The following is an 18,692-nucleotide window of genomic DNA, read 5'->3' on the forward strand; positions in this document are numbered from 1 at the left end:
GCCCGCCGTGGCAGGATGACCGTGTGGGTACGACCGCGTTCGGTGACTTCCTCCGCTTCTATCGGCTGCGTATCCCGATGACACAGGAAGAACTCGCCGAGCGGACCGGGATCAGTGTCCGCAGCATCAGCGACATGGAACGCGGGCGGGTCCGCAGCCCGCAGCGGCGCACGGCGGAACTGCTGGTCGACGGGCTCGGCCTGACCGGCATGGAGGCCGAGGACTTCGCGGGCCTCGCCCGCGCGGGGCGCCGGGCGACGGGAACCGCCGACGGCAAGGGCAAGCCCGTCCAGGACAAGGTCGTCCCCGCCGAGCTGCCCCAACTCGTCGCCGCGCTTCCGCCCAGCCTCACCGAGTTGACCGGGCGCGACGCCGAGCAACGCGTGCTGGACGGCGTCGCGGACACGTCCGCTTCGTCGTCCCGGTTGCAGATCGCGGTGATCCACGGGCTGCCGGGCGCGGGCAAGACCGCACTCGCCGTGGACGCCGGGCACCGGCTCGCCCACCGGTTCGGCAACGGCTGCCTGTTCCTCGACCTGCGCGGCATGGATCTCGAACCGCTCACCCCGGAGCGGGCCGTTCACCGGCTGCTGCGCGGGTTCGGGGTGGACGAACGCCAGCTCCCGAACGATCCCGAAGACCGGCTCGCCCTTTACCGCTCGCTCCTGCACGACCGCGAGGTCCTGCTGGTTCTCGACAACGCCGCCAACGAAGCCCAGGTCCGGCCGCTACTGGCCACCAGCCCCGGTTCCATGGTGCTGGTGACGAGCCGGAACACCTTGGCCGGGCTGGACGCGAGGCACCGGATCCCGCTGGGCCTGCTGCCCGACGACGACGCGGTGGAGTTGCTCGGCCTCGTCGTCGGCAGGCGACGGCTGGAGGCGGAACCGGAGGCGGCTCGGCGGCTGGCGAAGCTCTGCGGTGGGGTGCCGCTCGCCCTGCTCATCGCGGGCAACCGCCTGGCCAGCCGGGTCCAGTGGACGATCGCGCATCTCGCCGACCAGCTGGAGAACGAGCGACGGCGGCTGTCCGTGCTCACCGCGGGCGACCTGCAGGTCCGCGCCGCGTTCGAAATCTCCTACCGGCACCTGGCGCCTTCGGTCGCCGGGATCTTCCGGCGGCTGGCGCTGGTGCCCGGTGCGGACACCTCCGTCGAACTCGCCGCGGTCGCCTCCGGGCAACCGGTGGACGAAGTCGAAGCGGCGCTGGAGAAACTCGCCGAGCGCAGTCTTCTCGGCTACAGCGGCACACCCGGCCGCTACACCACCCACGACCTCCTGCGTGTTTACGCCATGGAGCGGCTCGAGACAGACGAGCGGGCCGAGCAGGTGCGGGAAGCCGGGCTCCGGGTGCGGAACTGGCTGCTCACGGTGGCGACGAAGGCGGCGCAGTTCTTCGACCACGACCGGCCGGAGGTGACGGTCGAGATCGACGGGCCCGATCCGGTGCGCGACCGGGAAGCCGCGGCGCGGTGGCTGGTACGGGAGCAGAACCATTGGCGTGGCGCACTGCGGGCCGCCGCGGCACGCGGTGACCATCGTCAAGTACTCGACCTGACACAGGCGATGCACTGGTACTCGGATCTGCGCGGCACCGGCGACCTGTGGCGCGAGGTGTTCGGCATGGGCGCGGCGGCGGCTCAGGCGCTCGGCGACGCCCGCTCGACGGCCGAACAGCTGAACTACGTGGCCTGGGCGCATTACGCACTCTGCGGTCAGCCGCGTGAAGCACTGGAAGCGCAGACACGCGCGCTGGCGGCGGCGCGCGAGGCAGGCGACAGTGTCGTGGAAGCATGGTCGTTGTATTACGGAGCGGCCATCACCCGCAGGCTCGGCTCGCCGGAAGAGGCCACGCGGCGCATCCGGCAGTCCGTGGCTCTGTTCGAGCTGGCCGACTATCCGAACGGCCGCTACCTGGCGCAGTCCATGCTGGGCAGCATGTTGCACTCTCTCGGCGAATTCGACGAAGCCGTGGCCGCGCAACGGCTGAGCGAGGCCTACTACCGGGGTACGGCCACCGCGCCGGGCAACGACGAACTGCTGTCGATGGTGCTGATCCAGCTCGCCGACAGTGTGGCGGCGACCGGCGACGTGGCGACCGCGCTGGACCTGCTGGACGAAGCCGAGTCGCTGGTACGCAGGCACGGCGCGATCTTCGTGGTCGCGCGGGCTCAGGACCTGCGCGGACGGGTGCTCTTCCAGGCGGGCAGACATCGAGAGGCCGAGGAACAACTGCGGTCCGCGCTGGCCGAGTCACGCTGGTCGGAGGACAAGATCGCGATCATGGTCCGGCTGGCGGAGCTGGCCGACCTCGGCGACCGGCCGGAGGAGGCCCGCCAGCACCGGGTCCGTGCCCTGGCCGAATGCGCCCGGTACGAAACCCCGATCGCGCGGAGTATCGCCGGCAAGCTCGCCACCCTGCTCGGGGTCGCCGTCCCCGAATCGGCCTGATCCCGCCGATCACCACCCCGCCGCGGTGACCCCGTGGCAGGCCAGTACCTCGGTCATGGCGATCTTCGCGTGGTGCACCCGCGACTTGACCGTGCCGACCGGCACGCCGATGCTCACCGCCGCGCGCTGGCGGGTGCGGTCCAGCCGGTAGACGTGTTCGAGTGCTTCGCGCTGCATCGGAGTGAGCTGGGCCAGCCCCTCCTCGATGACACACCGCTCGACGACCTCGTCGGCGAAGTCGACGCGGCCTGGCAGCAGATCGAAGTCGTCGTCGCCGAACAAGACCGGCCTGGCGTTGTCCCGGCGGGCCCAGTCGACAATGAGATTGCGAGCGACGGTGAACAACCACCCGCGCACCGAAGTCCCTTTGACGGAAAGGGTTTCACTGTTCCGCCAGGCACGGAACAGGCATTCCTGCACGACGTCCTCGGCCCGGTGCGGGTCGACGGGGAGCAGACGACGGGTGAAGCGCAGCAACGGCTCCCGGTGCTCGGCGTGCAACGCCGCGAGGAACGCGTTGCCGTCGGCCGACGATGGTGCCCGGTCGGCCAACGCGGTCACCTGAGTGCTGCGGTGGCGTGCCACGCTGCTGACCTCCATGCCTTGACGACTCTCTCTGGCGCCTATTCCACCGTCCGGGGCCGGCGGCGACCATGCGGAAGGACCGGCAGAACTGGTCACCGAGCGTTCTTCCGGTCCTCAGCGCGCCGGGCCTGTCCGGCGCGCCGAAGGCGGCAGCGCAGCCCGCACAGCGACCGGCTCCGGAAACGCACCGATTCAGCAGTCGGTCAGTCCAGGTTTCCCGCACGAGTCGGCGGGTAGCCGGGCTTCAGGGCCCAAGACCCGGGAGGAGGTATCCATGCCACGCGAAAGCGACCTGCACTCGCCCGCGAGGACGACGAACTGAAAGCAGAACTGCAAGGGATGACCGCGTCATCCGTGATCGACACACGAGCGTAACCGGCCGAGCGGCTAGCGTGGTCGAACCTTCAGACCTGTGTCTTGCTGTTCCCCTCGCTCAGCCGGGAACACACAAAGTCGACACCACGACCGTCAGTGGAAACTGCCGGGCGCCTGGAGAGCGCACTTCCCAGCGCGCACGGGTTCTGCCCGCGCTCATGGCGGTACGCTGCCGAAAATGACCACGGATGGAGTCCGCCTCGTCACGCCTTGCAGGAGGCTGCAAGTCGTCGCGATATGCACTAGCTGGGGGTAAGGGTGCCGATTGAGGCCGAGGACGACGCGACACGGGCGCCCCGGTCGGACTATTTTCGCGCCTTCGATCTCGGCGCGATCCTGGCCGGTGTGGCATCTGGCGCCGTGGGCGCTTACGCCTACTACAGCGATGTGCTGAGGCCATTGGCGCACAGCTTCACCATCTGGATCGTATTGGTCGTCGCCGTGACCGCCGGCGCACCTCGGTGGCGCGCGGCAGCCCGGGCGGTTGGCGCACTGATCGCGGCCGTTCTGGCTTTCTACTGGGGCAAGGCTCTGGTCTACGGCGTCAAGTATGCGGGCATGCCGTACGAGATCGACGTGTCAACGACGGTGCTGTGGTGCGCCCTGGCGATCGCCGGCGGCCTGATCGCCGGGTTTCTGTTGAGCGTGATCGGGCGATCCGATCTCCGCGGCACGGTTGCGACCGCGGTGGTGGTCGGACTGTTGGTCGCGGACGTTGTTCGGCAGTCCGGCCGCTCAGGCGTAGGCGTCCTGCTGCTCGCCACGGTAGTCGCGATCGGCTTCGTGGGGATTCGGGGGATTCGCTCGCTGCGACAAGGCCTTCAGGTTGCAGCATACGCAATCCCACTGGCAGGCCTCGGTTTCATGATCGTGTCAGCGCCGGACTTCCTCGAAGAAGTCCTGATCAGGTTAAGCCTCTAGCACCTGCCGCATCAGCAGGCGCCCCGTTGACGACGACCACCACCCGCCCGCGGAAGCCTGCCGGAACCCAAGTCACTTGTGGCGATTCGACGCGTATGTCCCCCCAGCGGGTCTGAGTTACAGGTATTCGCAGAGAATCAGCTACGAGCACCCGGCAATCATTCCGGACTACAGGTCGAACTCCCCCGGTGCGAGGCTGCGCGCCAGGCAGAACTCGTTTCCTTCCGGGTCGGCCATCACCACCCAGGACCGACCTTCTCCCTGTCCGACATCCGTCTTGGACGCGCCGAGCGCGAGCAACCGCTCCAGCTCGGTCTGCTGGTCACTGTCGATCGGACAGACCTCGAAGTGCAGCCGGTTCTTGGCGATGGTCTTGGCCTCGGGAACACGGACGAAGACCAGATTCGGCACAGCGGGCCCGGCACGCAACGCGGCCAACCGCTGTTCGTCCGGTTCCTCCGGGTCGGGCCCGATCTCGACCGCGGCGCCGTTCTTGTCCTCATAAACGACGTACCCCAGAACGCCGCACCAGAAATCCGCCAGCCGCCGCGGATCCACGCTGTCGATGGTCGCCCATTCGAACCGACTCGTCATGCACGATGCCTTTCCATTTCGGATATCCGAGGTTCATGCTATTCCTGGACCTCGGTCCGGGGCCGCCAAAGGATGCAGGACTCACTGGTGACGCGGAAACGCTGCGGAACACGGTGGCGTCCGCGAGACAGGCGGCCGACCTGGCCTACCGATTCGCCGATGGCACAGCCTGCGCCGATCTGTTCAGTGAGGCGACGTGGGACCAGTTCACGACCGGGTCGCCAGGAGGTGCCGTGACCGCTCCCAGGCGTCGTCGGCCTTCGTGGGTTCGCCCATCACCTGGTAAGAATCGCCCAGCTCGCGGAAGAGTTCGGGCACCAGGCCCACGCTGGCGGGCCGGTCCCGGCGCACGGTCGCCACGAGCACCGCCAGCGCGCGCTCGAATTCGGCGCTGGGGAAGACGAACCGGACCAGCGCGCCGACCGCCATCGAGCCGGTCGGCTCGGGGCCGCGGTCCTTCGCCAACCGCAGGGCTTCGTCGAGCAGGGATGGGGCGCGCGCGTCGCCTTGGCGGGTGTAGCCGCAAGCGAGGTAGACGAGTGTCATGGCTTGGGTCGCCCGGTGACCGAGCGAGCGGAACAGCGCCAGTGCCCGTTCGAACGCGGCGACCGCGGCATCGGTCTTGTCTTGGGTGCTGAGCACCGAGCCTTCGAGCAGCCAAGCGAAGGCCTCGCTCGGTTCGTCCCTGAGCCGCCGTGCCAATCCCCTAGCTCGGTGCAGGCACGGTGCGACCTCGTCGAGCCGTCCGGCGTCGCGGTGGAGGAGCGCCATCAGGATCAACGCGCTCACGGTGCTCACCCACGCTTCGCCCCGGGCGGCCTTGACCGCCTCTCGCAAGCACTCCATCGCTTCGTCCGATCGTTCGGCGAGCCGGAGTGCGGCGCCGCGCACGGGCTGCGCGTCGGCCCGGCCGCGGCGGTCACCGAGCCCGGCGAACAGCTGGTGCGCCGCGGCCGCGTGCTCGTGCGCCGCCAGATGATCCACCGGAAGGCTGTGCAGAGCGAGTCCGCGCAGCGTCACGGCTTCGCCCAGCCAGTCGCCCGACGCGATGCTCGCTCGCAGCGCGGACGTGTTCGTCTCAGCCCATTCGTCGCGCAGGTTCCGGATGGCGAGGTAGCCGGCGGAGACCTGGGCGGCTTCCCACGCGGGCGCCGGGCAGGCCACCTCGACCAGCACGAGCAGGGAGGCGCGTTCGGCGTCGAACCACGCGATCGGATCGGCGAGCAGTTCCCGGGTGCAGCCGTCCGTCAGCGCGGGCCGGGGCGCGGTCCCGTCGATCAGGTCCAGCACGGGGTGCGGGAGGCGCCGGTTCGCCTCGTCCGCCAGCGCGAGCCAGCAGCCGACCGCCCGGCGCAGGGACTCCGCGCGGTCCGACTCGTCGTCCTCCGCGAACGCGCATTCCCTGGCGAACAACCGGGTGAGGTCGTGGAACCGGTACCGCGCCCGTCCCGTCGTGTCCACATAGGACACTTCGATCAGGTGGACGTCGACAAGCGCTTCGAGTAGTTCTTCCGCCTCCACAGCGGAAACGCCGAGCATCGCGGCGCCCGCCCACGAAGCGAAGTCGGGCACCCCGAGCAGCGCGAAGGTCCGGAACGCGTGCCGCAACCGCGGGGCCAGCGCCTGATAGCTCAGCCGCAGGCTGGCCCGCACGGCCAGATCGCCCGCCACGAGTTCGTCCAGGCGGCGTCGCTCGTCGGAGAGCCGGCGGACGAGCTGCGAAACGCTCAAGCGCGGCCGGGCGACGAGCCTGGCGGCCGCCACCCGGACGGCCAGTGGCAGGTGGCCGCACAGCCCGGCCAGCTCCGCCGCAGCCTCCGGCTCGTCGCCGATCCTGGTGGCCCCGGCGACCTTGGCGAGCAGCCCGACCGCCTGCGCGCGGGTCAGCACGTCCAATCGGAGGTGGTGGGTGCCTTCCAGACCCAGCAAGGAGGTCCGGCTCGTCACCAGCACGACCACCGATCGCGTGCCCGGCAGCAGGGGCCGCACCTGCGCTTCGCTCGCCGCGTCGTCCAGCAGGATGACGAGGCGGCGGCCCGCGAGCAGACTGCGGAACAGCGCCGAGCGTTCCTCCAGCCGGTCCGGTAGGTGCCCGCTCGGCACGCCGAGCGCGGACAGCAGCCCCACCAGCGCCCTGGACGGCTCCAGCGGACCGGGCCGGGCGCCGCCGAGGTTGACGTAAAGCTGACCGTCCGGGTACTCGGCCGCCAGTTCGTGCGCCACCTGAAGCGCCAGCGAGGTCTTGCCGACTCCGCCCTGCCCGGCCAGCGCGGAGATGGACCCGGCGCGCGCGTGCCCGAGCAGCCGGGCGACCTCCGCGTCCCGCCCGGTGAACTCCGCGACGGCCAGTGGCAGCTGCGCGGGTTTCACCGCGCGCAGGGTGACACGGGCGGTTTCCGCGGTCGGCGGGTCCAGTGCCGGATCGGCGCGCAGGATGTCCTGGTGCAACTTCCGGAGCTCACGGGACGGTTCGAGTCCGCTGTGCTGCCCCAGATTCGCCCGCAGACGGCGGTAGACCGACAGGGCGTCGTCGGGGCGGCCGTCGCGATAGAGCGCGAGCATCAGTTGCGCGGCGAGCCGTTGCTGGTGGGGATGCTGCCGTGCCAGCGCGGTCAGCTCGGGCAGTGCCTTGGCGTGCCCGCCGAGGCGCAGGGTCACCTCGGCGTGGTCGAGCCGGGCGCTGAGCCATTCCTGTTCGAGCGACGGCACGAGCCGGTGGCGGATCAGGTCCGAATCGACATCAGCCAGCGGGGCACCCCGCCACAGCCGCAGCGCGTCGGCGAGGATCGATTCCGCCCGGACGTCTTGGCCCGCGCCGAGCGTGCCCGCCCTCGTCACCGCGCTCCGGAACCGATGCAGGTCGACCGCGCCGGGATCGACGTCGAGCAGATAGCCCTGGCCGCGCCGGGTGATGACCGCCTCGCCCGCGACCACCTGGCGGAGCTTCGAGACCGTGACCTGAATCGAGTTGGCCTGCCCGCGCGGCGGCCGCTCACCCCACAGCGCCTCGGCGACCCAGGCGGTCGGCACGACCCTGCCCGCTTCGAGGGCGAGCAGGCCGAGCACACACCGGAGCCGGGCCGCGCCGAGCGGGATCTGACGGCCGTCCTTGATGACTTCCACCGGGCCCAGCACACCGAGTTCCATATCGGTGTCGACTGCGCCCGGCGCCGGTTAGTTCCTCTTGCCACGAAACACTTTGCAGTCGCTACCCGGACAGCCGCCGGGAGACCGCGCTGCCCGGGTCCATCGGCGCGACGGCCTCGGCGACACCGAAGGGGTACCGGACTTCCGGAAACCTCTGGATCAGCGCGTCGGGCGTTTCGTCGGTCCGGAAGGTCGCCGGGTCGAAGTTCCCGCCGGGGAGCAGGTCCAGCGGCTCGGGCAACTTGTCCCCGATGGCCAACTCGGTGAGCTGCCGTAGCTTGGCCGCGAGTTCCCCGTTGGCGTGTTCGATGCCGCGTCGCATCTTGGTGATCTTTTCCATCAGCGATTCGGAGATTTCGAACGCCGAGCCGCCCGCCAGCTGCACCGGATCGGCGGCCAGTTCCGCGATCCCCACGCTCAGCATGTTTCCCGTGGCGCCCGCGGCCCCCGTGGCGCCGACGGCGGCGAGGGTGATCCCCCCGGTGATCGCCGAAGCCGCGGCCAGCCCGAGCATGCCCGTGACCGCCCCGGCCAGGCCCGCCGCCAGGACTTTCAGCCCCACGTTCGCTTTCGTGCTCTGGGAAGCGCAAAACTGCTTGACCGCCTCCTGGAGGGCTTCGGCCAGCCTCTTCAGGTCATCCTTGGCCGCGACGGCGATGTCGTGTGCGGCCACCGCCCCGGCTTCGAGCTGACTGAGATTACTGACCCTGATCCCGATCGCGGTCTTGGCCCGGTCGATGCGCTCCTTGGCGGCGGTGGCGCCGGTGCCGGACCAGTTCTCGAGCTGCTTCGCCGCCAAGTCGAACTCGACGACGTAATCGTTGCCCAGCCGATACCACGTGCGATGCAGGGTTTCGATGAGGTCTTCGAGCTGCCTGACGTCGGTGTCCGACACATCGCGGAACAGCGACGTCACCTCCTGCCGGGCGTCGGGGTGGATACCTCCGTGCCGCATCTTGCCCAACTTGTCCAGGAACTCGAGCTGCTCGACGATCGATCCGAGTGCCTCATGCAGATCCGGGCTGATGTCGGCGGGGTTGAACGGAGGATCCAGGTAGTCATCGAAGAAACTCATCGTTCAGCCCCGCCACTGGTCGGCGGTGCGGTACCGCTCGACCACTTGCCCCAGTGCTTCGGCGAGGTCGATCGTGTGGTCTCCCAGCGTTCTGAGCTGGCTTTCCAACAGCGTCCGGTACTCGTCATAGGCGCGGACGACGCCAACGAAGCCGAGTTCGCGGCCGAAGGCGCTGTCCAGCGCATGGAGCTTGGGCATGGTGTAGTGCCCGTTCCCGTCCGATCGGGGGATGACACTCACCGGCGGTGGTATGTCCGGTACGTCGGCCTCCCCGGTGCCGGACCAGGCGCTCAGGACGATGTTGCCCCCGTCCGCGAGCCTCATGGACGCTTGCTGCAGCTCGGTCAGCTCCACTTCGAAGTCGGGCATGGTCGGCTCCCCCTTGGCTGGTCGGTTGCCGTCAGATTAGGAAGGACTCCTTACCGGCCGCTGATCCGCGGCTGACCGGCCGCCATCGGGAACGGAGAGGACACTCCGAGTGGTCATCGCTCCCGCCACTATTGCGCGAGTCCTCCGAATGGCCGCAGGAGAAAATACGTAGCGTATTTCCGCCTCGGATTAGCGAAAAGGCATTTCCACCTCGATCGAGTGAACTCAACCCGCTCGAACGACCTGGTAAAACGCGACAAAACCGCAGGCAGATTCGTTCCGATCACCTACCGTGCGCATTGATCAACGCACTGCTTTCCTGTTAGAGATGATCGTTCCCGATTCGTCTCCCGTTGCGAATGACTCTGCGCAAGGACAGGCCCCGATGACCGAACTGCAGACCTCTTGCGGTGGCGCACGCCCGCATCCGGTTCGCGCACTTCTCGTACTGGTGCTGGCAATGCTTCCGCTGTCCGGCTGCGGTACCACCGAGGACGTGGGTGGCGGCGCCGCTGCCCCCGTGGCGCCGCCACCCTCGTCGCCCGAGATGCTCGCCTCGCTGCCCGAGGCGAACACCTTCGGCCAGTTGAAATCCGCGCCCACGGACCCGTCGCCCACGCTCCCCGCCGGCGAGGAAGTACTGCATCCCAAGGCGGATGCGATCGTCTACCGGGCCCCCGGCACGGAGCCGATCGCCCGGCTGCCCGAAACCCAGATCGGCTCACCGACCTGGGTCCCGGTGATCGCCAGGCAGGGCGACTGGGCACAGGTACTGCTGCCCGCCCGGCCCAACGGCGCGACCGGCTGGCTGCACGCCACCCCGGAAACCGTGGAATCGGCGCACAACGACTTCCGGGTCACCGTGGACCTCGCCGCATTCCGCCTGGAAATCCTGGAACTGGGCAAGCCGATCGGCTCGTGGACCATCGGCACCGGCAAACCCGAGCACCCCACGCCCACCGGCCGCGCGTTCATTCTCGCCTCGATCAAGGAGAGCGTGAACACCTACAGCCCGATCGTGCTGCCGCTGAGCAGCCATTCCGATTCGCACGAGACCTTCGGTGGCGGGCCCGGCACGGTCGGCCTGCACACCTGGCCGGACGACAGCTTCGTCGGCAAGGCCACCAGCGACGGCTGTATCCGGGTCACCCGCGAGGCACTGGACCGCCTCGTGGAGCTGCCGCTCGGCACCGTCGTGAACATCACCTGAAACCCGATCATGGAGGTAATTTCCTTGTCCCCACGCACAACCAGCGTACTCGCCGTCGCGGCCGCGGCCTGCCTGGCCTTCACCGTCACCCCCGCCGTGGCCGCCCCGGCCGAGTCCGCCTACGCCATCGCCGCGTCCGGTCTGGTCACGATTCCCCGTACGCCTTCGGTTTCCGGCGCGGGCAAGGAGTCGCTCGCGTCAGTGGCGCTGCCGACCTCCGGCCCGTCGCTGGTCAGCGCGAAGGCACTGAACGCCGACGTGAAACCGGGGCACGCCAAGTCCAGCGTCGCCGGTCTCTCGCTGAATCTCGCCACCTTGCCCGCCGGGGCCACTTTGCCCGGGCTGAGCGCCGACGTGATCAAGGCCGAATGCCAAGACGGCAAGGGTTCGGTGTCGATCGCGAACCTGAAGGTCGGCGGCAAGGCGATCAAGCTCGACCAGGTTCCGCCCAACACCACCGTCCCGCTGGCCCCGTTGCTCGAACTGGTGGTGAACAAGCAGACCAAGAACGCCGGCGGCACGCTCACCGTGACCGCGGTATCGGCCAAGTTGCTGGGCCGGACGCAGACGCTGGACATCGCGTCGGCGACCTGCGCCAAATCTCCCGGCGCCACCCCGGAACCGCCGACCGAACCCAGCGGTGACAAGCCTCAGCCCGGCGGCAAGGCTCCCAAGCCCACCCCGGTCCCCGCGCACCTGGACGTCACCGGCTGACCGCCCCGGGCGGGCCGATGAATCGGCGAGCGAACAGGATCGCGCCCGGCTTCGGCCCGTCCGGACTCAGCAGATGTTGCGCCTCCACAGTGAAACCCGCTTCGCGGAGCCAATCGGCCACGCGGGACGGCCGTCGAAGGTACCCGTCCGCCGCCCGCGTGGACTGGTCGCCGTTCCCGCTCGTCTTGTCCTCCGGTTCGTCCCCGACGTGGAAACCCACGGCCACCATCCCGCCCGGCCGCACGATCCGGTGGAACCGCGCGAGCACGCCCGGCACCACCTCGTCCGGGATATGGATCAGCGACCACCACGCGAGCACACCGGCGAGAGAGCCTTCGTCGACCTTGAGGTCGGTCATCGAACCGACCTCGAATCGCACATCGGGGTGTTCTCGGCGAGCGATCTCGATCATCGCGGGCGACAGGTCGATACCGAACGCGTCCACGCCCAGCTCCCGCAGCAGCGCGGCGGTGTGCCCCGGCCCGCAGCCCACATCCGCGACAGGCCCGCCACCGATCGCGCGGACCAGATCGGCGAACAACACCACCCCCGCGCGAACGTGAAGCTTCCTGCCGAGCAGGTCTCGGGTCTCATCGGCGTAGCCGGCCGCGAGAGTGTCGTACGAGTTCCGGGTCTCACTCAACCAGGTCATCAGCGAACCGTAGCTTCTGCGATCGGTCTGTCGACAGTCGTCCAACCACCCACGTGGATGTGCCGTTCAGCGGCCGAAAGGCTCTATTCTGGGAAGGACGCGCCCTGGACCGCGGCCGGCCGGTGATGGTGAAGCTGACTGGATCGGGGTGACCAGAGGTGCCGACCGACGACCCTCCGCGTGAACCAGCGCCGGCAGGACGATGCCCGGCCGAGAGCTCTCGCCAGGACTGGCCCACTCGCCACGGTGGCGGCTACCCGCCGGGCTGGCGAGTCCGTTATCGCCGCCACACGCGCCGAGGCTCTTCCCGTCCGGCTACCTCGGTCGAACAGGCAGGGCGAGTGCGAACCGGAACGGTCGCGGGATGCAGCCTGCGCGACGAGCACACCGGCACCACCTGGGTACCGGTCCGCCCGGACGGCGTCCCCACCGATGCCCCCGCTCGCGTCGTCAGGGCGACGGACATCCTCGACGCCAGCCCACCGATACACCGTCCGGACTGAAACTCGGTGCCGGTGGTCGTGAGTGGCGATTCGTGTTCTGGCGAGCTTCCCCTTGGGTACCTACTGCGTGACCTGTGGCGCTTCTTGCGTGATGCCGGGTTGAAGTACATGAAGGCCCCCCTCCCCTGCTCTTCAGCGCTTCCAACGGCCCGGCGTCGAACTCCTTGTCGTGAAGGGCACCTTTGAGACCTTGAAGGTCTCAAAGGTGCCCTTCACGACATCCCCACGGACCGCGAAAACTCACGCAAGCGCCTGACTGGAGCGGCGTGTGCCGGTTGGGTGAAGCGCAGCATGTTCCCGGAGGGGTCGAGGAAGGCGCAGTCGCGGGCGCCGTGAGGTTGGTCGATGGGTTCTTGCATCACGTCGGCGCCCATGGCCTCGATGTGCTCGAAAGTGGCGTCGCAGTCGTCGGTCACGAAGACCAGGCGACCCAGCAGTCCCTTGGCCATGAGGTCTTCGATCGCCTGCCGGTCGGCCGGTGAGGCTCCCTGGTCCATGTCGGGCAGAGTCAGAGCGATCCGCACGTTCGGCTGGGACGGTGGACTGACGCTCACCGCGAATTCGACGTCCTCGCTTGCCTTGAAGCCGAGCACGTCGCGGTAGAAGCCGAGGGCCTCGTCTAGGTCATGGACGGCGAGCGTGCAGTACGACAGCTTGAGATCCATGCCGGTCACGCTCCTTTCCCTGGACCATCCGGCTCCTGGTCACCGGTGCCGAGAAACACGATGTCGAGGTCACGGAGCCGGTCCGGATCGGCCTGCAGGGCGATACCGGTGATCTTCCCGTCGGTGATGGTGAAACCGAAGACGACCTGCGGCCGGCCTCGATGCGCCCAGACCGCGGCCGGAACGCCGTCGACCAGGGCGAGCCGGGCGGCCTCGGCTCGGCCGGCGAAGACGGCCGCCACCGCGTCGGCGCCGCGGGCCTCGGCGGTCGCGCCCATCCGCACGGCCGCCGGATCGGCCACGAGTACGGCCTCCGAATCGAGCACCGAGAGCAGACCGGCGAAATCCCCGTCCCGGGAGGCGGCGAGGAACGCGGCGACGACCTCCCGCTTCCGGGATCGCGCGGCATCGGATGCCGAGGCCGCTCCTTGTACCCGCCGCCGGGCCCGGCTGGCGAGTTGCCGGGCCGCCGCCGGGGAGCGGTCGATGATGGCGCCGATCTCGCCGAAGGACACGGCGAACATGTCGTGCAGGACGAACGCGAGCCGCTCGGCGGGGGTCAGCGTGTCCAGCACCACCATGAGCGCGACACCGACCGAGTCGGCCAGCAGCGCGTCGTCCTCGGGATCGACCGGGCCGCTCGGGTGTGGCGCGGCAGGCTCGGGCGGCAGCGCCCCGGCCGGCTCTTCACGCCGGGCCTGACGTGCCTCGAGCATGTTGAGGCAGACCCGGGCGACGACCGTGGTCAGCCACCCGCCCGGGTTCTCCACCTGGTCGGTGTCGGCGCGGCTGACCCGCAGCCACGCCTCCTGCACCGCGTCCTCGGCGTCGCCGGGTGAGCGGAGCATCCGGTAGGCCAGCGCCCGCAAGCGGTCCTGGTGCTCGGTGAACCGCTCGCTCAGCCAGTCGTGTTCGGCCATCGGTCACATTCCTCCGTCTCGGTCTGTCATACCGATTGACCGGCGACACCAAGCCGATGTGACAGTACAAAGGAGACAAGGCATGAAAGCGCACGTCAGCTCGATCCTCCTCGCCGTCCAGGACATGGACCGGGCCAAGCAGTTCTACACCGAGGGGCTCGGCTGGAAGGTCAAGGACGACTACGGCGTCTCGGTGTTCTTCGAATCGGACGGAGCCTCGCCCGTCGGTTTCTACCGGCGTGACGGCCTGGCCGAGCAGGTGGGCACCAGCCCGGAAGGCAGCGGCTTCAGCGGGCTCGTCCTCACCTACGTCGTCCGTAGCGAGGCACGGGTCGACGAGATCATCGCGGAAGCCGAGAAGGCCGGCGCCAAGATCCTCAAGCCCGCGGGTGCCCTGCCGTGGGGCGGGTACGGCGGCTCCTTCGCGGATCCGGACGGCTACATCTGGAGTCTCGGCTACAGCGACCAGGGAACGGACCAGCCCTACGCGGAATAGCCGTTCCTGACGACCGGCGCCGAACCACCCCGAGATCACCAGGAGAGAACGTGTCACCGCAGATGAGCGCCATCATGCTCCGCGCCAAGAAGTTCTATGAGGCGGCCGCCGCCAGATGGGGCGGGTACTACGGCTATTTCAGCGACCCGGACGGCTACCTGTGGCAAGTCACCACCGACGCCTCCTGACTCTTCAGTCGCGAAAGGACAGACGGATGACCACCCGAACCTGGCCACGGCACGCGATGACCGGCCTGTACTGGTTCCTGGCCCTTCAGTTCGCCTTGGGCGCCATCACCAAGTACTGGCCGGGCGAAACGTTCTTCGGCCCGCCCTACGCGGCACAGTTCGCCGAATGGGGCTACCCGTCCTGGATGCGGTTCCCGGTCGGGACGCTGGAAGGTCTCGCCGCGATCCTGCTCGTGATCCCGAGCAGACGAACACGCTTCCTCGGCGCCACCACGCTGATGTTCGTCCTCACCGGCGCGGTCACCACCCACATCATCAACCAGGACGGGCCCGCCGAAAGCTGGGCCGCGCCGACACATCTCGTCATCACCGGGATCCTCGCACTGGCCAACTGGCCCCACGACTGGCGAGACCTCCTGCGGGCTCCTGCCTCGCACACGGCCCGAGCACCACATCCGACGAACTAGCGATACCCGTACGTGCTGTGGCAGGCAAGGGGATCAGAAGCCGGGCGGTGGTGGCGACTGAGTGGTTTTAAGCTGCCGCTGACGAGCGAAGTACTCGTTGTTGCGCTTTCGCCAGTACTCCGCCGCCTGGCTCGATTCTTCGCCGCCTGAATCGTCGGCGCGCTGGGGATCGGATCGCCCCGTTGCCCTTTTCCAGAGACGAATCCGGGGTTTCCGGCGGGGCTTGCGCAGAGTCATGGTTCAGTACAGCAGACAGTCGCCCAACGCGTCATCGGCCAGACAGGTCTCGCGGAGCATCGTACGGCGCTCTGCTCGCGGGTTTCAGTGCGTGCGTGCCACGCCCGCCAAGCCGCGGGAACGCGGGGCGTCCTTGTCGGCGCCCGCGACGTCGGGGCGCCACCGAGGCAGCCACACCAGCCCGGGCTCGACCAGCTCCAGGTCTCCGAAGAACTCAGCGATCTGCTCGCGTGAACGCATGATCGCGGCGTGGTTGGTCCGGCGCCCGTACTCCTGCGCCACCCGCTTGCCCGCGTTCTGCGTCTCGACGTCCTCGGGCGCGACGTGAATGTGCGACACGGCCAGGAAGCTGCCCGGCGGCAGCATCGCGCGGTGGAAACCGAGTGCGGCGTGCGGATTCTGCTCGTCGGGCATGAAATGCAGCAGTGCGACCAGAAGCAGCCCGATGGGCTCCCTCCGATCGATCAGGCCGGTGTCCATCACGCGGTCCCACAGCAGGCGCCGGTCGAAGAAATCGGCGTCCAGCGCGGCATGCCGGGCCGGGTCCGCCGTCTCTTCGAGCAGGATCTGGGCGTGCGCTTGCGCGATCGGCTCGTTGTCGATGTAGACCACCCGGCATTCACCCGGCGCCACCTCATCGGCGACCTCGTGCACGTTGCCCTGCGTCGGCAACCCGGATCCGATGTCCACGAACTGCCGGATCCCCTGCCCCACCATGAAACGGACGGCACGACCGAGAAACGCCCGGTTCGCGCGGGCGAAATCCCGGATCTCCGGCAGCACGGCGAGCTGCTTCTCGGCGAAAGCCTGGTCGACGGCGTAGTTGTGCGTCCCGCCGAGCAGGTAGTCGTACACCCGCCCCACCGAAACCTTGTCCACCGACGCGGCCACCCGTGCGGCCTCATCCATGCTCATCCCGATCCCCCAAGACCTTCGCGCAGGCAACGCATCGAAGATGCGCACAGTACCGGTACTCCCTTGCGGTGAACGCGCCGAAACGCGGGAAATACGCCGCTAGCCTCGAAAGCGGAGGTGGGCCGTGGACCATACGACCAACGAGGTCGCGCACGCCGTCGGCGGCTCGGTCATCCAGACCGGGGTCGTGCAGGGCGACATCCACGTCCACGACGTCCGCCCCGCGCCGGTGCCCTATCAGCTTCCCCCGTCGCCCGCGCATTTCAGCGGGCGGACCGGCGAGCTGGACAGGTTGACGGACACCCTGCTCGGCGACATCCACCGGGACAGGCCCGCGCTCGCGGTGCTGACCGGTCCTGGCGGTGTGGGCAAAACGGCTCTCGCCCTGCGTTGGCTGCACCACGCACGCCGGCACTTTCCCGACGGGCAGTTGTACGCGAACCTGTCCGCATATGGTCCGGCCGGACCGATCAGCCCGGTCGAGATCCTCGGCGATCTCCTCCACGGACTGGGAATGCCGCCCTCGGACATCCCGCTCCGGGCAGCGCGGAGAGCCGCGGTGTACCGCTCGCTCACCGCGGGCAGGTCGATCGCCGTGCTGCTCGACGACGCCGCCTCCAGTGAGCAAGTAGCGATGCTGCTGCCCGTTTCGCCGCGGAGCGTGGTCGTGGTGACAAGCCGTCGACGATTGAGCGGACTCGTCGCGCACGGCGGCGCCACGGTGGACGTCGGCGCCCTTTCCCAGGACACGTCGGTGGAGTTGCTCGGCCGCGCGATCGGCCGGGAACGCGTCGCCGCCGAACCGGAATCGGCCCGGGATCTGGCGGAGCTGTGCGGCGGCATACCGATCGCGGTGCACCTCGCCGCGGCCCGGCTGGCGGTCCGGCCGAACTGGCCGCTGGCGAGGGTGGCCAGGGAACTCGCCGATGAACGTTGTCGACTGCGGGCCTTCGTCGGCGAGGACGGGACCTCGTCCGTCGAGATGTGCTTCGACCTCTCCTATCGCGGGCTTCCGACTGGCGCGGCACGCCTCTACCGGCTGCTCGGGCTGTACCCCGGCAGCGATTTCGGCAGTGGGGTCGCGGCGGCGCTCGCCGGGACGTCCGAGGCAGAGGCGGAGCATTCGCTCGGTGTGCTGGCCGACGCGAACATGGTCACGGACAAGGCTTTCGATCGCTACGGCTTTCACGACCTGGGGCGTCTGCACGCTCGGCGCCTGGCGGAACTGCGGGAGCCGGAGGCCGAACGGCAGCGGGCGGTGTGGTCGGCTGTGTCGTACTACCGGGACCGCGCCGCGGCCGCCGACAGTGCGGCGACGCCGCTGCGGCCGCACCACGCTCCCGCGCCGACGGAGTTCGACACGCGGGTATCGGCGCTGGACTGGCTCGAGCGCGAACTGCCGAACCTGATCGCGTGCCTGCGGATCGCGTACTCGCGCGGCTGGTACGAGCTGGTGTGCCGCCTGTACGACGCGCTCTGGGGATTGTTCCTCTATCGCGGGCACTACGACGAGTGGATCGGCGCCGGCGCCCTCGCGGTCGAAGCCGCGACCTTGTCCGGGGACTCCGGTGTCGAGGTACGGATGGTGAACCAGTCCGCTTCGGTCCACCTGCGCGTCGGCGAGCCCGCGGCGGCGCTCGGCCCGTATCGGCGGGCGTTGGCCGTCGCCCGGTCGATTGACGACCGGGCAGGCGAGGCGACCGCGCTGGAAGGGCTGGGTGCCGCCGAGCATGCGTGCGGCCACCTCCCGGAAGCCATCGAGCACTACCGAAGTGCCCTCGAACTCAACGAAGCGCAGGGACGCACCCGTGGGACGGCGCTTCTCCTCTGCTACCTCGGCCACGCGCTGGCCGATCAAGGCGAGTTCGAGGCCGCCGCCGACCACTTCGTGCGCTCGGCGGGGCTTTCCGAGTCGATCGGCGATCTCCATTGCCAGGCGCAGGCGATCGCCGGGCTGGGCGCGGTCCACGCGGCGCGCGGCGCCCCCGGCGAGGCGGTGTCGGCGTTGCGGCGAGGACTGCGGTCGCTCCCGTCTTCGGAGGCCGCCACGCTGCGCGTCCCCGTGCTGGAGAAACTGGCGGAAGTGCTCAGCGCTTCCGGGGATCACGACGGGGCGCGACGGTACTGGACCGAGGCACTCGACGCCTGCACCGCCATGAACGATCCCCGCGCCGAGCGGATCCGGGCCCGGATCCGCTCGGCGTGAGGC

General features: G+C 69.2%; 18 protein-coding genes. 9 read left to right on the forward strand and 9 right to left on the reverse strand.

The window, feature by feature from the left end; translation table 11 throughout:
- Nucleotides 1–23: 23 nt before the first annotated feature.
- On the forward strand, nt 24–2,450 hold the full coding sequence (locus DMH03_RS24200) for an NB-ARC domain-containing protein (protein ID WP_125794287.1): 2,427 nt from the start codon (nt 24–26) through the stop codon (nt 2,448–2,450).
- 9 nt (nt 2,451–2,459) lie between these two features.
- Here the strand turns inward: DMH03_RS24200 and DMH03_RS24205 are convergent, their stop codons facing one another.
- Nucleotides 2,460–3,050 (reverse strand): sigma-70 family RNA polymerase sigma factor, encoded by a 591-nt coding sequence (locus DMH03_RS24205; RefSeq protein ID WP_125794288.1) that lies wholly within the window; start codon nt 3,048–3,050, stop codon nt 2,460–2,462.
- Between the two features lie 618 nt (nt 3,051–3,668).
- Here DMH03_RS24205 and DMH03_RS24210 point away from each other — a divergent pair.
- Nucleotides 3,669–4,331 carry a hypothetical protein gene (locus DMH03_RS24210; RefSeq protein WP_125794289.1) on the forward strand — a complete coding sequence of 221 codons (663 nt, stop codon included), beginning with the start codon at nt 3,669–3,671 and terminating at the stop codon, nt 4,329–4,331.
- 168 nt (nt 4,332–4,499) lie between these two features.
- Here the strand turns inward: DMH03_RS24210 and DMH03_RS24215 are convergent, their stop codons facing one another.
- The 4 genes from DMH03_RS24215 to DMH03_RS24230 all read right to left on the reverse strand — a co-directional run bounded on the left by DMH03_RS24215 (nt 4,500) and on the right by DMH03_RS24230 (nt 9,516).
- Nucleotides 4,500–4,925 carry a VOC family protein gene (locus DMH03_RS24215; protein WP_125794290.1) on the reverse strand — a complete coding sequence of 142 codons (426 nt, stop codon included), beginning with the start codon at nt 4,923–4,925 and terminating at the stop codon, nt 4,500–4,502.
- A gap of 207 nt (nt 4,926–5,132) precedes the next feature.
- Nucleotides 5,133–8,060, reverse strand: a complete 2,928-nt coding sequence (locus tag DMH03_RS24220) for a BTAD domain-containing putative transcriptional regulator (protein WP_158633111.1) — start codon at nt 8,058–8,060, stop codon at nt 5,133–5,135.
- A 73-nt stretch (nt 8,061–8,133) separates the two neighbouring features.
- Nucleotides 8,134–9,147, reverse strand: a complete 1,014-nt coding sequence (locus DMH03_RS24225) for a hypothetical protein (RefSeq protein ID WP_125794292.1) — start codon at nt 9,145–9,147, stop codon at nt 8,134–8,136.
- 3 nt (nt 9,148–9,150) lie between these two features.
- A complete protein-coding gene (locus tag DMH03_RS24230; RefSeq protein ID WP_125794293.1) occupies nt 9,151–9,516 on the reverse strand; it encodes a hypothetical protein in 366 nt (121 codons plus the stop codon).
- A gap of 385 nt (nt 9,517–9,901) precedes the next feature.
- Between DMH03_RS24230 and DMH03_RS24235 the strand changes: the two genes are divergently transcribed.
- Entirely contained in the window at nt 9,902–10,726 is an 825-nt protein-coding gene (locus DMH03_RS24235; RefSeq protein ID WP_199748997.1) for a L,D-transpeptidase, read from the forward strand.
- Nucleotides 10,727–10,750: 24 nt separating this feature from the next.
- Nucleotides 10,751–11,440, forward strand: a complete 690-nt coding sequence (locus DMH03_RS24240; RefSeq protein WP_233611613.1) for a choice-of-anchor P family protein — start codon at nt 10,751–10,753, stop codon at nt 11,438–11,440.
- On the opposite strand, the gene DMH03_RS24245 is transcribed toward DMH03_RS24240, so the two are convergent.
- Nucleotides 11,430–12,092, reverse strand: a complete 663-nt coding sequence (locus tag DMH03_RS24245) for a class I SAM-dependent methyltransferase (protein ID WP_125794295.1) — start codon at nt 12,090–12,092, stop codon at nt 11,430–11,432. The two genes, DMH03_RS24240 and DMH03_RS24245, sit on opposite strands and share 11 nt — an antisense overlap.
- Nucleotides 12,093–12,433: 341 nt before the next feature.
- Here DMH03_RS24245 and DMH03_RS42105 point away from each other — a divergent pair, with 341 nt between their 5' ends.
- On the forward strand, nt 12,434–12,595 hold the full coding sequence (locus DMH03_RS42105; RefSeq protein WP_158633112.1) for a hypothetical protein: 162 nt from the start codon (nt 12,434–12,436) through the stop codon (nt 12,593–12,595).
- Between the two features lie 212 nt (nt 12,596–12,807).
- Here DMH03_RS42105 and DMH03_RS24250 read toward each other — a convergent pair whose 3' ends face one another.
- Together DMH03_RS24250 and DMH03_RS24255 are read right to left on the reverse strand one after the other, a co-directional pair.
- Nucleotides 12,808–13,260 (reverse strand): VOC family protein, encoded by a 453-nt coding sequence (locus DMH03_RS24250; protein WP_125794296.1) that lies wholly within the window; start codon nt 13,258–13,260, stop codon nt 12,808–12,810.
- Nucleotides 13,261–13,265: 5 nt separating this feature from the next.
- Entirely contained in the window at nt 13,266–14,180 is a 915-nt protein-coding gene (locus DMH03_RS24255; RefSeq protein ID WP_125794297.1) for a sigma-70 family RNA polymerase sigma factor, read from the reverse strand.
- Nucleotides 14,181–14,262: 82 nt separating this feature from the next.
- Between DMH03_RS24255 and DMH03_RS24260 the strand changes: the two genes are divergently transcribed.
- From DMH03_RS24260 to DMH03_RS24270, 3 genes are read left to right on the forward strand one after another with little or no spacing between them, the layout of a single operon-like run.
- Nucleotides 14,263–14,676, forward strand: coding sequence for a VOC family protein (locus DMH03_RS24260; protein WP_125794298.1), 414 nt, complete (start codon nt 14,263–14,265; stop codon nt 14,674–14,676).
- A gap of 50 nt (nt 14,677–14,726) precedes the next feature.
- Nucleotides 14,727–14,864 carry a hypothetical protein gene (locus DMH03_RS42375; protein ID WP_199748998.1) on the forward strand — a complete coding sequence of 46 codons (138 nt, stop codon included), beginning with the start codon at nt 14,727–14,729 and terminating at the stop codon, nt 14,862–14,864.
- 26 nt (nt 14,865–14,890) lie between these two features.
- Nucleotides 14,891–15,331: a DoxX family protein gene (locus DMH03_RS24270; protein ID WP_199748999.1), complete on the forward strand. Its 441-nt coding sequence runs from the start codon at nt 14,891–14,893 to the stop codon at nt 15,329–15,331.
- Between the two features lie 321 nt (nt 15,332–15,652).
- On the opposite strand, the gene DMH03_RS24275 is transcribed toward DMH03_RS24270, so the two are convergent.
- On the reverse strand, nt 15,653–16,477 hold the full coding sequence (locus tag DMH03_RS24275; RefSeq protein ID WP_125794628.1) for an SAM-dependent methyltransferase: 825 nt from the start codon (nt 16,475–16,477) through the stop codon (nt 15,653–15,655).
- A 130-nt stretch (nt 16,478–16,607) separates the two neighbouring features.
- On the opposite strand from DMH03_RS24275, the gene DMH03_RS24280 reads away from it, so the two are divergent.
- Nucleotides 16,608–18,689, forward strand: coding sequence for a tetratricopeptide repeat protein (locus DMH03_RS24280; RefSeq protein WP_125794299.1), 2,082 nt, complete (start codon nt 16,608–16,610; stop codon nt 18,687–18,689).
- The last annotated feature ends 3 nt before the right edge of the window (nt 18,690–18,692 follow it).

Origin of the sequence: Amycolatopsis sp. WAC 01376 (genome assembly GCF_003947415.1) — a bacterium.
Classification (GTDB): domain Bacteria; phylum Actinomycetota; class Actinomycetes; order Mycobacteriales; family Pseudonocardiaceae; genus Amycolatopsis.

Coding starts and splice junctions, on each gene's coding strand:
- DMH03_RS24205 (WP_125794288.1), bottom strand. CDS start 3,050: ATGGAGGTCAGCAGCGTGGCACGCCACCGCAGCACTCAGGTGACCGCG.
- DMH03_RS24215 (WP_125794290.1), bottom strand. CDS start 4,925: ATGACGAGTCGGTTCGAATGGGCGACCATCGACAGCGTGGATCCGCGG.
- DMH03_RS24225 (WP_125794292.1), bottom strand. CDS start 9,147: ATGAGTTTCTTCGATGACTACCTGGATCCTCCGTTCAACCCCGCCGAC.
- DMH03_RS24230 (WP_125794293.1), bottom strand. CDS start 9,516: ATGCCCGACTTCGAAGTGGAGCTGACCGAGCTGCAGCAAGCGTCCATG.
- DMH03_RS24235 (WP_199748997.1), top strand. CDS start 9,902: ATGACCGAACTGCAGACCTCTTGCGGTGGCGCACGCCCGCATCCGGTT.
- DMH03_RS24245 (WP_125794295.1), bottom strand. CDS start 12,092: ATGACCTGGTTGAGTGAGACCCGGAACTCGTACGACACTCTCGCGGCC.
- DMH03_RS24250 (WP_125794296.1), bottom strand. CDS start 13,260: ATGGATCTCAAGCTGTCGTACTGCACGCTCGCCGTCCATGACCTAGAC.
- DMH03_RS24255 (WP_125794297.1), bottom strand. CDS start 14,180: ATGGCCGAACACGACTGGCTGAGCGAGCGGTTCACCGAGCACCAGGAC.
- DMH03_RS24260 (WP_125794298.1), top strand. CDS start 14,263: ATGAAAGCGCACGTCAGCTCGATCCTCCTCGCCGTCCAGGACATGGAC.
- DMH03_RS24270 (WP_199748999.1), top strand. CDS start 14,891: ATGACCACCCGAACCTGGCCACGGCACGCGATGACCGGCCTGTACTGG.
- DMH03_RS24275 (WP_125794628.1), bottom strand. CDS start 16,477: ATGGATGAGGCCGCACGGGTGGCCGCGTCGGTGGACAAGGTTTCGGTG.